This is a genomic window from Sphingomonas sp. (genome assembly GCF_042096255.1).
In the GTDB taxonomy this organism is placed as follows: Bacteria; Pseudomonadota; Alphaproteobacteria; order Sphingomonadales; family Sphingomonadaceae; genus Sphingomonas.
The window spans coordinates 1-12,474 of sequence record NZ_JBELLZ010000093.1; the positions used below are offsets into that span (position 1 = coordinate 1).

17 protein-coding genes are annotated in these 12,474 nt (G+C 70.1%); 6 read left to right on the forward strand and 11 right to left on the reverse strand.

Translation table 11 applies throughout. The features are described 5' to 3' along the window. Positions 1–304 (reverse strand): succinate dehydrogenase, hydrophobic membrane anchor protein (gene sdhD, locus ACFDTH_RS14755; protein ID WP_375288317.1); only part of this gene is annotated, 304 nt, incomplete at its 3' end. Next, positions 304–687, reverse strand: a complete 384-nt coding sequence (gene sdhC / locus ACFDTH_RS14760) for a succinate dehydrogenase, cytochrome b556 subunit (protein WP_375288318.1) — start codon at positions 685–687, stop codon at positions 304–306. The genes sdhD and sdhC, both read right to left, overlap by 1 nt. Positions 688–850: 163 nt before the next feature. Here sdhC and ACFDTH_RS14765 point away from each other — a divergent pair, with 163 nt between their 5' ends. After that, positions 851–1,129: a hypothetical protein gene (locus tag ACFDTH_RS14765; RefSeq protein WP_375288319.1), complete on the forward strand. Its 279-nt coding sequence runs from the start codon at positions 851–853 to the stop codon at positions 1,127–1,129. Positions 1,130–1,142: 13 nt separating this feature from the next. Here the strand turns inward: ACFDTH_RS14765 and ACFDTH_RS14770 are convergent, their stop codons facing one another. The 4 genes from ACFDTH_RS14770 to ACFDTH_RS14785 all read right to left on the reverse strand — a co-directional run bounded on the left by ACFDTH_RS14770 (position 1,143) and on the right by ACFDTH_RS14785 (position 3,946). Further along, positions 1,143–1,478 (reverse strand): YciI family protein, encoded by a 336-nt coding sequence (locus ACFDTH_RS14770; protein ID WP_375288320.1) that lies wholly within the window; start codon positions 1,476–1,478, stop codon positions 1,143–1,145. A 180-nt stretch (positions 1,479–1,658) separates the two neighbouring features. Further along, the gene (locus tag ACFDTH_RS14775) at positions 1,659–3,032 is read right to left on the reverse strand and encodes a glutamate--cysteine ligase (protein ID WP_375288321.1); all 1,374 of its coding nucleotides are present in this window, start codon (positions 3,030–3,032) and stop codon (positions 1,659–1,661) included. 9 nt (positions 3,033–3,041) lie between these two features. After that, positions 3,042–3,785, reverse strand: a complete 744-nt coding sequence (locus ACFDTH_RS14780) for a 16S rRNA (uracil(1498)-N(3))-methyltransferase (protein ID WP_375288322.1) — start codon at positions 3,783–3,785, stop codon at positions 3,042–3,044. Beyond that, complete coding sequence (locus tag ACFDTH_RS14785) at positions 3,785–3,946, reverse strand: hypothetical protein (RefSeq protein ID WP_375288323.1); 162 nt, start codon at positions 3,944–3,946, stop codon at positions 3,785–3,787. Before ACFDTH_RS14785 ends, ACFDTH_RS14780 begins: the two co-directional genes overlap by 1 nt. Before the next feature lie 257 nt (positions 3,947–4,203). On the opposite strand from ACFDTH_RS14785, the gene ubiA reads away from it, so the two are divergent. From ubiA to ACFDTH_RS14800, 3 genes are read left to right on the forward strand one after another with little or no spacing between them, the layout of a single operon-like run. Then, a complete protein-coding gene (gene ubiA / locus ACFDTH_RS14790) occupies positions 4,204–5,109 on the forward strand; it encodes a 4-hydroxybenzoate octaprenyltransferase (RefSeq protein ID WP_375288324.1) in 906 nt (301 codons plus the stop codon). 33 nt (positions 5,110–5,142) lie between these two features. After that, entirely contained in the window at positions 5,143–6,489 is a 1,347-nt protein-coding gene (locus ACFDTH_RS14795; RefSeq protein ID WP_375288325.1) for a TldD/PmbA family protein, read from the forward strand. Next, a complete protein-coding gene (locus ACFDTH_RS14800; protein ID WP_375288326.1) occupies positions 6,482–7,264 on the forward strand; it encodes a 3'(2'),5'-bisphosphate nucleotidase CysQ in 783 nt (260 codons plus the stop codon). The genes ACFDTH_RS14795 and ACFDTH_RS14800 overlap by 8 nt, the downstream gene beginning before the upstream one ends. Before the next feature lie 100 nt (positions 7,265–7,364). Here ACFDTH_RS14800 and ACFDTH_RS14805 read toward each other — a convergent pair whose 3' ends face one another. The 5 genes from ACFDTH_RS14805 to ACFDTH_RS14825 all read right to left on the reverse strand — a co-directional run bounded on the left by ACFDTH_RS14805 (position 7,365) and on the right by ACFDTH_RS14825 (position 11,022). Beyond that, positions 7,365–8,465 carry a TrmH family RNA methyltransferase gene (locus tag ACFDTH_RS14805; protein WP_375288327.1) on the reverse strand — a complete coding sequence of 367 codons (1,101 nt, stop codon included), beginning with the start codon at positions 8,463–8,465 and terminating at the stop codon, positions 7,365–7,367. Positions 8,466–8,579: 114 nt separating this feature from the next. Next, the gene (gene nrdR, locus ACFDTH_RS14810) at positions 8,580–9,041 is read right to left on the reverse strand and encodes a transcriptional regulator NrdR (RefSeq protein WP_375288328.1); all 462 of its coding nucleotides are present in this window, start codon (positions 9,039–9,041) and stop codon (positions 8,580–8,582) included. Position 9,042: 1 nt separating this feature from the next. Further along, on the reverse strand, positions 9,043–9,219 hold the full coding sequence (locus ACFDTH_RS14815; protein WP_375288329.1) for a hypothetical protein: 177 nt from the start codon (positions 9,217–9,219) through the stop codon (positions 9,043–9,045). A gap of 10 nt (positions 9,220–9,229) precedes the next feature. After that, positions 9,230–10,531, reverse strand: coding sequence for a serine hydroxymethyltransferase (glyA, locus tag ACFDTH_RS14820; protein WP_375288330.1), 1,302 nt, complete (start codon positions 10,529–10,531; stop codon positions 9,230–9,232). Next, complete coding sequence (locus ACFDTH_RS14825) at positions 10,528–11,022, reverse strand: RpiB/LacA/LacB family sugar-phosphate isomerase (RefSeq protein WP_375288331.1); 495 nt, start codon at positions 11,020–11,022, stop codon at positions 10,528–10,530. The genes glyA and ACFDTH_RS14825 overlap by 4 nt, the downstream gene beginning before the upstream one ends. 132 nt (positions 11,023–11,154) lie before the next feature. Here ACFDTH_RS14825 and ACFDTH_RS14830 point away from each other — a divergent pair, with 132 nt between their 5' ends. Further along, positions 11,155–11,625 carry a DUF3429 domain-containing protein gene (locus tag ACFDTH_RS14830; RefSeq protein ID WP_375288332.1) on the forward strand — a complete coding sequence of 157 codons (471 nt, stop codon included), beginning with the start codon at positions 11,155–11,157 and terminating at the stop codon, positions 11,623–11,625. A gap of 38 nt (positions 11,626–11,663) precedes the next feature. Beyond that, positions 11,664–12,474, forward strand: an 811-nt coding sequence (locus ACFDTH_RS14835; RefSeq protein WP_375288333.1) for a cation:proton antiporter, incomplete at its 3' end; no start/stop codon positions are given.

Sequence of the window (12,474 nt, forward strand, 5' to 3'; positions counted from 1 at the left end):
GGACGAGCGCGAGCACGCGGCTCTCGTTATGCTGGTAATCCTCGATCACGACCTGGAGGCCGAGGCGGAAATGGTAGAAGACCGAGGCAACCAGCAGCACCATCGGCACCGCCACCCAGGCGGAGGAGAGCCAGTCGTGCATCGCGGCGTAATCGTAGGACGGGCGGCGCGCGATCGAGATCATCAGCCAGCTCATCAGCAGGATGTTGCTGCCGGCAGTGAGCTTCTGGTTCCACCAATGCTCGACGCCGGCATGGGCGGAGCCGAGGCCGCGGACGCGGCCGAGCGGGGTGCCGGACTTCATCACTTGGTCCCCATGTAGAGCCAGAAGACGAGCGTCAGCAGCGCGGCGAACACGAACGTCAGATTGGCGAGGGTCTTGTTGGTCTTGAGCTCGAAGGCGGCGCCGGTGTCCATGATCAGGTGGCGGATGCCGCTCATCATGTGCTGGAACAGCGACCACGTGAGGCCGACGCCGACCACCCAGCCGACGATGTTGAGCCGCCCGTCGGTGTAGGTGAAGGTATCGCGGAAAGTGGAATAGGCCGCCTCGCCGCTCGCCATCGCGGCAAGGAACCAGACCAGCAGCGCCGCGCCAACGGTCGCCATGCCCGAGCCGGTGACGCGGTGAACGATCGATGTCGTCATGTGCGGGCCCCATTTCCAGACCTGGAGATGGGGGCTCATCGGACGGGTGCGGGGTGCGGGGCGGCTGGCCAAGAGCGATCCTTTCGTTGGCGGATGTCCTTACGCCTCGGTCCGCGGGATGCAAGCGATGCGGTGCAGCATCGGCCTTGACGGCGGTGGCGGCACCCGCCAACGCGCGGCCGATATCCAGGAAGGAACCGTGATGCGCGCGCTGCCTCTCGTCCTGATCGCCCTGACCCTGCTGCCGGCCTGTTCCGAATCGAAGAAGGAGACCCGGCAGGAACGGCGCGAAGAGCGCCGGGAGGCGCGGCAGGAGCGGCGCGAGCGTGGCGACGGCGGCGCGCGAGGGGGTCGTCGGGTGGAACGGTTCGACGCGGACAACGACGGCACGATCACCCGCGACGAGTTCAAGGGCCGCCCGCGCCGGTTCGAGCGGCTGGACAAGAACGGCGACGGCAAGCTGACCAGCGACGAGTTCTGACGGGCCGGCGGGCTCAGCTCGCCGGGTCGTACATGAATTCGCGCAGTTCCTGCGCGCAGCGGCAGGCGACCGCGATGCGGCGCGCCCAGTCGACGGCCTCCTCGCGGGTGGGCACTTCGAGGACGGTGAAGCCGCCGGTGAGGTGGCTGCCGGGATAGGTCTCGGGCGAGACCGTGCCGTCGGCGGAGACGCGCACGGGCGCGATGTCCTCGGCGATGCCGCCGCCGAAGACGTAGACGCCTGCGGCCTTGGCCTCCTCGATCACCGCATGCGAGTCGATCACCGCCTGCGCAAACTCGTCCTCGGTGAGGATCATCGCCTCGCTCGGAAAGGAGATGAGGTATTTCATGGGGCGGGAGGATGCGGCGGCGGGGTGTAGCGGGCAAGGGGGATATCCACTCCCCTCCCTGCAAGGGAGGGGTCGGGGGTGGGTGGCGTCCGGGACTCAGCCAGCCGCGGTCGATGCGTGGCGCCGTACCGTGTGCATCCACCCACCCCCAGCCCCTCCCTTCCAGGGAGGGGAGTCCGCCTAGAAGCTCTCTTCCGAATACACCCGCGAGACGTCGCCGGCCCACGCCCCCGCGTAGCGGTCGAGCAGCACCTGTGCGGGGACCTTGCCAGTGCGGACGATCTCGCGGAGGGGGTCGAGGAACCCGCTCTCATTGTCGCCGGCCTTGTTGAGGCGGGCGCGGGCGGTGAGGCCGGCGCCGGCGATGTCGAGCACCTCGGCGGCGATGTCGCGCAGCCTGCCGCCGCCGGGGAGCGGTGCGTCGAGGGCGAGCTTGGGCACCGAGTCGCGCAGCGCCTGGCGGTCTTCGATCGACCAGCCCTTGACCAGGTCCCACGCCGCATCGAGCGCGCCCTGGTCGTAGAGCAGGCCCACCCACAGCGCCGGCAAGGCACAGATGCGGTTCCACGGGCCGCCGTCGGCGCCGCGCATTTCCAGGAAGGTCTTGAGGCGGACCTCCGGGAAGGCGGTGGAGAGATGGTCGTTCCAGTCCTCCAGCGTGGGCTTTTCGCCAGGAAGAACGGAGAGATTGCCGTCGAGGAAGTCGCGGAAGCTCAGGCCGGCGGCGTCGATGTACGTGCCGTCGCGGTAGACGAAGTACATCGGCACATCGAGCATGTAGTCGAGGTAGCGTTCGTAGCCGAAGCCATGCTCGAACACGAAGGGCAGCATGCCGGTGCGCGCGGGATCGGTGTCCGACCAGATGTGGCTGCGATAGCTGAGATAGCCGTTGGGCTTGCCCTCGGTGAACGGCGAGTTGGCGAACAGCGCCGTCGCCAGCGGCTGGAGCGCGAGGCCGACGCGGAACTTCTGCGCCATGTCCGCCTCGCTGGCATAATCGAGGTTCACCTGGATGGTGCAGGTGCGCAGCATCATGTCGAGCCCGAGGCTGCCGACACGGGGCATGTGGCGGCGCATGATCGCGTAGCGCCCCTTGGGCATGATCGGCAGCGCGTCGCGCGTCTTGTCCGGCCACATGCCGAGGCCGAGGAAGCCGATGCCGAGCTCCGCGCCCACCGCCTTGACCTGCTCGAGGTGGCGGCCGGTCTCGGCGCAGGTCTCGTGCAGGTTCTCGAGCGGGGCGCCGGACAGCTCGAACTGGCCGGCAGGCTCCAGGCTGACCGAGCCGTCCGCGCCGGTGAGCGCGATCAGCTTGCCGTTTTCCTCCACGGCTTGCCAACCGAAGCGCTGGAGGCGGGTGAGCAATTCGCGAATGCCATGCGGCTCGTCCCACGAGGGCGCGTGGTGATCGCCCACCGCATAGACGAATTTCTCATGCTCGGTGCCGATCCGCCAGCGCTCGGCGGGCTTCTCGCCTTTCGCAAAGTGCGCGATCAGCTGGTCGCGCGACTCGATCACCGGCGAGCGGCTGTCCGTGGCGGTCTTGGTGGTCATCGCGCGCCGTTAGCGCCAGTCTCCGGCGCCCGCCATCCAAATAGCGAGCGCGGCCGCGGCGGCCGTTTCGGCGCGGAGGATGCGCGGGCCGAGGTCGATGCCGACCGCGGCAGGAAGCGCGCGGATCGACTCGCGCTCGGCATCGTCGAAGCCGCCCTCTGGGCCGATCAGGATCGCCGCCGGGCCGGGGTGCGTACGCATCGCTTCCGCCGCGGGCAGACCGCCGAGCTCGTCGGCGAAGAACAGCGCGCGATCCGCCGGCCAGTCGCGGAGCAGGGCGGGCAGCTTCACGGTCTCGGCGAGTTCGGGAAGCGCGGTGCGTCCGCATTGCTCCGCCGCCTCGATCATGGTCGCGCGCAGGCGGTCGAGCTTGGGCGTCTCCACCACCGTGCGGCGGGTGACGACGGGGACGAGGCGCGCGGCGCCAAGCTCGCACGCCTTTTCGGCGAGCCAGTCGATCGGGCCCTTCTTGAGCGGGGCGAAGCAGAGCCACAGGTCAGGCACCGGCTCGCGCGGGGCGAGGCGTTCGGTGACGTCGAGGGTGAGGTCGCGCTTGGCCGTGGCGGCGACGGTGGCGAGCCATTCGCCGGTGGCGTCGTCGAACAGGCGGACGGGATCGCCCGGCTTGGCGCGCATCACCGAGAGCAGGTAATGCGCCTGCGGCCCTTCGATCCGGCGCGCGCCCGGCGCGAGTGGTTCGTCCACGAACAGTCGCGGGGTGGAGCGCGGCGGCCAAGCGGGGGTGGCGCCCATCAGCGGCGGCCCCGGGCGATGAGGGCACGCGCGGTCAGGAACAGCACCAGGCCGGCGAAGGCGGTGCCGACCACCACCAGCGTCACCGTCCCCGCGACGGTGAGGATGGCGTAGAAGAGCGCCTCCACGAACCGGCCGATCGCGACGGAAAGGTGGATCATGCGGGGGAATTGGGCTGGAACACCCTGCCCTCATACCGTTCGTGCTGAGCGAAGTCGAAGCACTTGGCCGAGGGCGAGGCTTAGCCTTCGACTGCGCTCAGGCCGAACGGGTGAAAGGTGTGCACCCTTTCACCTCCGTTGTGCTGAGCGAAGTCGAAGAACCTGGGCGGGCGCGGCGCTTGGCCTTCGACTGCGCTCAGGCCGAACGGAGGTAAGTGCAGTTGCGCACTTCTGCCCGAATCGTAAAGCGCTTCCTCATGACCGAAATCGTCCCCGACAGCGAGCATCGCGGGCTCGTCGCGCGGCTGCCTCAGCGGGTGCGTGACCTCGCGTTGCTCGCCCGCTTCGACCGGCCGGTCGGCTGGTGGCTGCTGTTCTGGCCGGGTGCCTGGGGCGTGGCACTGGCCGGCGAGGCGGTGAACCGCTGGCCGCTGATCGCATGGCTGCTGGCAGGATCGATCGCGATGCGCGGCGCGGGATGCGTGTACAACGACGTGGTCGACCGCGATCTCGACCGGCAGGTGGCGCGCACGCGCAGCCGCCCGGTGGCGAGCGGGCGCGTCTCGGTGCGCGCGGCGGCGATCTGGCTGGCGGTGCTGCTCGCGGCCGGGCTGATCGTGTGGCTCCAACTGGGCTGGTATGCGCGGGTCGTGGCGATCGCCAGCATTGCGCCGGTCGCAGCCTATCCGTTCATGAAGCGGATCACCTGGTGGCCGCAGGCATGGCTTGGCCTGGTCTTCTCCTGGGCGGCCTTGGTGGGGTGGAGCGAGGCGTGGGGTACGCTCGCGCTGCCGGGCCTGCTGCTCTACGCCGGGGCGATCGCCTGGGTGATCGGTTACGACACCATCTACGCGCTCCAGGACATCGAGGACGATGCTTTGGTGGGCGTGCGCTCCTCGGCGAGGGCGTTGGGCGGGGCGGTGCGGTCGGGGGTAGCGGGCTTCTATGCCGCGGCGCTGGTGCTGTGGGCGGCGGCATTCTGGACGACGCGGAGCGATCCGCTGGTGCTGCTGGCGCTGCTGCCGGCGGCGGCGCACCTCGGCTGGCAGGTGGCGACGCTGCGGTCTGCGGACGGGGCCAACGCGCTGGCGCGGTTCCGCGCGAACCGCACGACGGGGCTGCTGGTGTTCTTGGCGTGCGTGGTGGTGGGGACGCGTCTCTAGCAACCGCGGCCCCGCGCCCCTAAGTCGCGGGCCATGCTGACCCCGACCGAGGCGCGCGAGCGCGCCGCAGAGATCGTCGCGCGGGCCACCCGCGCGGGTGCCGATGCCGCCGATGCCGTGTTCGCCGCCGATGCCGCCAGCGACGTTTCCGTGCGCCTGGGCGTGCTGGAGGATGTCGGCCGGTCCGAAAGCGAGGAACTGGGGCTGCGCGTGTTCGTCGGGCGGCGCTCCGCCTCGGTCTCCACCTCCGATCTGTCGGGCGCGGCGATGGACGAACTGGTCTTGCGCGCGGTGGCGATGGCGCGCGAGGCGCCCGAGGATCCCTGGGCCGGCCTCGCCCCCGAGGCGCGGCTGCTCCACGGCGAGCCGCCCAGCCTGGACCTCGACGACGGCGGCGAAGTCGCGCCGGCCGAGCTGAAGGCGATGGCGCTTGCCGCGGAAGAGGCCGCCCGCGCGGTGCCGGGCGTTTCCAACAGCGAGGGCGGCGGCGCAAGCGCGTCGCGTTCGGTGTGGGCGCTGGCGACCAGCCACGGCTTTGCGGGGGCCTATGCCACCACCGGCTATTCGCTGTCGGCCAGCGTGATCGCGGGCACGGGCAGCGGCATGCAGCGCGACTATGCCTATCATTCGGCGCGGCACCGCAGCCGGCTGGAGGCGGCGGAAGAGATCGGCGCGCGCGCCGGTGCGCGTGCGGTGGCGCGGCTCGATCCGGGCCGGGTGGCGAGCGGGGCGATGCCGGTGGTGTTCGATCCGCGCGTCGGCGCCAGCCTGCTCGGCCACCTCGTCGGCGCGATCAGCGGCGGCGCGATCACCCGCAAGACCAGCTTCCTGCTCGACGCGCTCGGCACGCAGGCGTTCGCCAGCGGCGTTACGGTACGCGACGACCCGCACCTGCCGCACGGTCTGCGCTCGCGCCCGTTTGACGGCGAGGGGCTGGCGGTGTCGCCGGTGGATATCGTCAGCGCGGGGGTGCTGGAGACGTGGCTGCTCGACTCCGCCTCGGCCCGGCAGCTCGGGCTGGAGCCGACCGGCCATGCCGCGCGCGGGGTGAATGGCGCGCCCGGTGCCTCGACCTCCAACCTCTACATGGCGGCGGGCAAGGTTCCGGTGGAGACGCTGATCGGCGACATCGCGCGCGGCGTGTTCGTCACCGAGCTGATCGGCCAGGGGGTCAATCCGGTGACGGGCGACTATAGCCGCGGCGCGGCGGGGTTCCTGATCGAGGACGGCGCGATCACCCGGCCGGTGAGCGAGTTCACCGTCGCGGGGAACCTCAAGGACATGTTCCGCGCGCTGACCCCGGCGAACGATTTGGAGTTCCGCCACGCCACCAACGTCCCGACCATCCGCATTGACGGCATGACGGTGGCGGGTGGCTGACCTTTCCGCCGCCGTCGCCGATGTGGCGCGCGAGGCGGGCGCGCTGGCGCTGTCGCGCTGGGGCACCGGCTTCGACACCGGCGCCAAGCCCGACGGCAGCGTGATCTGCGCGGTGGACCTGGAGGTCGACCGCTTCCTCCATGCGCGGCTGGGTGCGCTCGATCCCGAGGCCGGTTGGCTATCCGAAGAGACTGCCGACGATCCCGCGCGGCTGGCGCGCACGCGCGTGTGGGTGGTCGACCCGATCGACGGCACGCGCGATTATGTGCGTGGGCGCGAGGGCTGGGCGATCTCGATCGCTTTGGTCGAGAACGGACGCCCGGTGATCGGCGTGCTGGATGCCAGCGCGCGCGGCGAGCGCTGGCTGGCGACCGCGGGCGGCGGCGCGTGGCGCAACGGGGCGCGGCTGGCGGCGTCGACGCGCGCCGAGTTGGAGAGCGCGCGGGTGCCGGCGGATGCTTTGGCCAAGGCCGATCGCGGCACCTTCACGGCGGTGGCCAAGCCCAACTCGATCGCGCTGCGGATGGCGATGGTGGCGGCGGGCGAGGCCGATCTGGTCGCCACCCTGCGCTGGGGCAACGAATGGGACATCGCCGCCGCGGCGCTGATCGCAGCGGAAGCGGGGGCTAGCGTGACGGATGCGCTGGGCGCGCCCTTGGTGTTCAACCGCAACCCGCCCCGCGCCTTCGGCGTGCTGACCAGCGCGCCGGCGATCCATGCCGCGGCGGTGGAACGGCTGGGTCCGCGCGCGGCGGCGGCGGTGGCGGGGGGATGATTCCATCAGCCGTTCGTGCTGAGCGAAGTCGAAGCACCGTGGCGAGCGCGGCGCCTATCCTTCGACTTTGCTCAGGGCGAACGGAGGTCTGGAAGGTCCCTCAGTTCCGCTCCCGCGGCGTCTTGCCGGTGAGGGCGGAGAGCACGCCGCGCAGGGTGCGGACCTCCTGACTCGACCAGGCCGGCTTGGTCAGCAGCGTGCGCAGCGTTCGCTTCGTGGCGGGGATTCGATCGGGCGGGAAGAAATAGCCTGCGCGGTCGAGCATCGCGTCGAGCTGCGCGATCATGCCGTCCAGCTCCTCCTGCGGCGCGGGCTGCGGCAGTTCGACCTCGGGCGGAGAGGCGAGCGCCTCCCCCTTGGACCATTCGTAGGCGACCAGGATCACCGCCTGGGCGAGGTTGAGGCTGCCGAACTCCGGGTTGATCGGGACGGTGAGGATGGTGCGCGCGACCGCGACGTCGTCGGTTTCGAGGCCAGAGCGTTCGGGGCCGAACAAGATCGCCGAGCGGCCGGGGCCGGCGTGGATCGCCTGCGCAGCGGCCTCGGGCGTCACCACCGGCTTGGTCACGCCGCGCTTGCGCACGGTGGTGGCGTATACGTGCGCGCAATCGGCGACCGCGTCGGCGACGGTGTCGTAGACCTTGGCATTGGCGAGCACGCTGTCGGCGCCGCTGGCGGCGGGTCCGGCGGCCGGGTTGGGCCAGCCGTCGCGGGGAGCGACGAGCCGCATTTCGGTGAGCCCGAAGTTGAGCATGGCGCGCGCGGCCTTGCCGATGTTCTCGCCGAGCTGCGGGCGGACGAGGATGATGGCGGGGGGTGGGGTGGGGGTGGGAGAGGTGCTTCGACTTCGCTCAGCACGAACGGACATTGGGCTATTCTCCACCACCTCCGTTCGCCCTGAGCGAAATCGAAGGGCACGCTCCGACGGCGGAATCGCAGCATCGTGGAGGTCCGCCCAATCGCCCCGGATCAGCGCCTCCTTCTTGCGGCGGGTCCAACCCTTGATCTGACGCTCCGCTTCCCGCGCTTCGAGGCGAGAGGGAAAATTCTGCGACCACATCAGCGTAACGGGCCTGCGGCCCTGCGTGTAGCCCTCAACTCCACCGGCCGTGTGTTGGGCAATCCGGTGTTCCAGATTGTCGGTATGACCCGCGTAATAGCTGCCGTCGGAGCAGCGCAGGATATAGGCGAAGAATACCATGACACTCAGCTAGGCGATTTCGAGGGGAGATTGCACCATCCTGGCGGATTGTCGCGCATGTGCTTCGACTTCGCTCAGCACGAACGGAGGTGGGTGCAGCCCGTGCACCAGGCCCTACCCCCGCCCCGCCTCCTCCACCGCGCCGGCGAACGCCTCGAAGTCGCGCGCCTCGCTGAAGTCGCGGTAGACGCTGGCGAAGCGGATATAGGCGACCGGATCGAGGCCCTTCAGCCCTTCCATCACCAGTTCGCCGATCCGCTCGGAGGTGACCTCGGTCTCGCCTGAGGTCTCGAGCTGGCGCTGGACACCCGAGACGAGGCGCTCGATCGCGAGGCCGTCGATCGGGCGCTTGCGCGCGGCGATGCCGATCGAGCGGGCGAGCTTCTCCCGGTCGAAGGGTTCGCGGCGCTCGCCGCTCTTGACCACGGTGAGCTCGCGCAGCTGGATGCGCTCGAATGTGGTGAAGCGAGCGGCGCAGCCCTCGCACTGGCGCCGGCGCCGGATTGCCGCCCCGTCGTCGGTGGGGCGGCTGTCCTTCACCTGGCTCGCGTCATGGCCGCAGAACGGGCAGCGCATCCTACCTCTTGTGGCGCTTCATATAGGCATAGGTGGCGCCCGCGATGGCGCCGAACACCGGGCCGACCACCGGCACCGGAATCGCGACCACGGCGCCCAGCGCGCTCCACTTGGCCATGCTGCGGCCCAGGCCCGGGGTGTTGCGGATCTCGCCCTGGACTTCCTCGATCTTGGACATGCGGTCTCCCTTACTGATAGATCGGGAAACGAGCGCACAGCGCCCGCACGCGGTTCCGTACTTCGGCCTCGACCGCGGGATCGCCCGCCTCGCCCTTCGCCCGCAACCCGTCGAGCACGTCGGCGACCATGTTGCCGATCTCGCGGAACTCTGCCGGGCCGAAGCCGCGGGTGGTGCCGGCGGGCGAGCCGACGCGGATGCCGCTGGTCTTGACCGGGGGCAAAGGATCGTTGGGGATGCCGTTCTTGTTGCAGGTGATGCCCGCGCGCTCCAGCGCCTCGTCCGCGTCGCGGCCGGTGACGCCCAGCGGGGAAAGGTCGACCAGCGCCAGGTGCGTGTCGGTGCCGCCCGAGACGAGGTCGGCGCCACGCTCCTTGAGGGCGGCGGCAAGGACCTTGGCATTCTCCACCACCGCGGCGGCATAGGCGCGGAAGTCCGGCCGGAGCGCCTCGCCGAACGCGACCGCCTTGGCGGCGATGACGTGCATCAGCGGGCCGCCCTGGAGGCCGGGGAAGACCGCCGAGTTGATCTTCTTGGCAATCGTTTCGTCATCGGTCAGCACCATGCCGCCGCGGGGGCCACGCAGCGTCTTGTGGGTGGTGGTGGTGACGACATGGGCGTGGCCGAACGGCGTCGGGTGCACCCCGCCCGCGACCAGGCCGGCGAAATGCGCCATGTCGACCATGAACAAGGCGCCCACCTCATCGGCGATCGCGCGGAAGCGGGCGAAATCGAGGTGGCGCGGATAGGCCGAACCGCCGGTGATGATGATCTTGGGCTTGTGCTCCCTGGCCAGCGCCTCGACCTGGTCGAAGTCGATCAGGTGGTCCTCGGCACGGACGCCGTACTGGACCGCGTTGAACCACTTGCCGCTCATCGCCGCGCGCGCGCCATGGGTCAGGTGGCCGCCGGCATCGAGGCTCAACCCCATGATCGTGTCGCCCGGCTTGGCGAGCGCGAGCATCACCGCGCCGTTCGCCTGCGCGCCCGAATGCGGCTGGACATTGGCATAGCCGCAGCCGAACAGCTGCTTGGCCCGGTCGATCGCCAGCTGCTCGACTTCGTCCGAGGGGTGGCAGCCCTGATAGTAGCGCTTGCCCGGGTAGCCCTCAGCGTACTTATTGGTGAAGACGCTGCCCTGCGCCTCCAGCACCGCGTTCGATACGATGTTCTCCGAGGCGATCAGCTCGATCTGGGTCTGCTCGCGCTCCAGCTCGTGGGTGATCCCGGCGAACACCGCGGGATCGGCATCGGCGAGGTCGCGGGTGAAGAAGCCGTCCGGCTGGACATCATTGGCGGGCTGGGTGCTCATGCTTGTTCCTCGGTGAACGGTACGCCGCTCTCGGGCGGCATCGCCGGTTTCCAGGCGAGCGGCGGGCGGGAGAGCAGGTCGACGCGTGGCTGGTGGCGGCCGCCCTCGAACTCGGCGGACAGGAACGCCTCGATGCAGGCGATCGCCATGGCTTCGCCGATCAGGCGGGCGCCGAGCGCGATCGCGTTGGCGTCGTTGTGGGTGCGGGCGAGCCGGGCGGAGAGCGGTTCGGCCACTTGCGCGCAGCGGCAGGCGGGGTGACGGTTGGCGGCGATGGCGATGCCTATGCCCGAGCCGCACAACGCCACGCCCCGCTCGGCGCGCCCGTCTGCCAACGCCTGGGCGAGCGCATAACCGTAATCGGGATAATCGACGCTGCCGGTGCCGTGCGTGCCGAGGTCGACCACCTCGTGCCCGGCGGCACGGGCCCAGTCGGCGACGGCGCCCTTGAGGGCCACGGCGGCATGATCGGCGGCAAGGGCGAGTCGCAAGGCAGGAACCCGGAACTGGAGTGAGGGCGCGATTTAGTCCCGCTGCGCCGCAAGCGCTACCCCGCACTGCGGAACGAATGCCGCGCTGCCGCGCTTTGGCATTCCTGATCGAGATTAGGGGAAGCGCGAAGAATGTCGCGAACGATCTCGACCACCGCTCGGCTGCTGGGCTTTGCCGGGCTGGTCCCGCAGCTCATCGCGGTGCTGCTGATCGCCACCGGCATCGATGCCGCGCTGGGGACGCTGCTGGCGTTCGGATATGCGGTGCTGATCGTCTCCTTCCTGGGCGGCATCTGGTGGGGCATCGCGATGCAGGACGGACGCGGCCAGCCGCGCATTGCCGCCATCGCGGTGCTGCCGACTTTGGTGGGATTCGCGCTGATGATCGCGCGCATCCTGGGCCTCCAGTCCGATCTGGCGCTGGTGCTGCTGGGCATTGTCGTGATGCTGACGCTGCTGATCGACCGCATGCTCGTCTCGGAAGACCAGGCGCCGCCCGGATGGATGGGCCTGCGGGTGCCACTGTCGCTCGGCCTGGGCGCGCTGACCATCCTGGCCGGCGTCCTCGCACCAGTGGACGTGGCGCTCGTCTATTCAAGCTGAGGCCGCAACGGTAGGATCGCTCCCCGCAGGGGAGGGTGATGTCGACAACCGAGATGTTCCTGATCGCGATGGTGCTGATCTTCGCCGTTCCGTACGGCGTATGGCGGCTGCTGCGTACCGATTATTGGGCGCCTTTGGTGGTCGTGCAGATCGTCGGCGGCATCCTGCTCGGCCCGGGCGTGCTGGGCGTGGCGGCGCCCGAGTTCCACGCCCACGTCTTCTCGGCCCCGGTGATCGGCGCGCTGAACGGCATCGCCTGGTGGGCGGTGATGATGTTCGTCTGGGCGGCCGGGATCGAGCTCGATCTCACCGAAGCCTGGGCGAAGCGCGGCGAGACCGCGGCAACCGCGAGCCTGGCGCTGCTGGTGCCGCTGGTGGTCGGCTGCGTCGCGGCGGCGCTGCTGCTTCAGACCGGCGGCTGGATGGGCGCGAACGGCACGCGCTGGCAGGCGACGCTAGGGGTCGGCATGGCGTGCGCGGTCACCGCCCTGCCCATCCTTGTGCTGCTGATGGAAAAGCTGGAGATCCTGCGCACCGCCTTCGGCCAGCGCATCCTGCGTTATGCCAGCCTGGACGATATCGCGATTTGGGGGGTGCTGGCGCTGATCCTGCTGGACTGGGAGCGGATCGGGCGGCAGGCGGGCTTCCTGGCCGCCTTCGCGATCGGGACGATGGCGATCCGCTGGGCGATGCGGCGGATGCGGCAGGACGACTGCTGGTACGTCGGGCTCGTCTGGCTGGCGGTGGCGGGCTTCGCCGCCGACTGGGCGGGGCTGCACTATATGGTGGGCGCGGTCCTGGCGGGCGCGGTGCTGGATGCGGAGTGGTTCGGTCGCGAGCGGATGGACC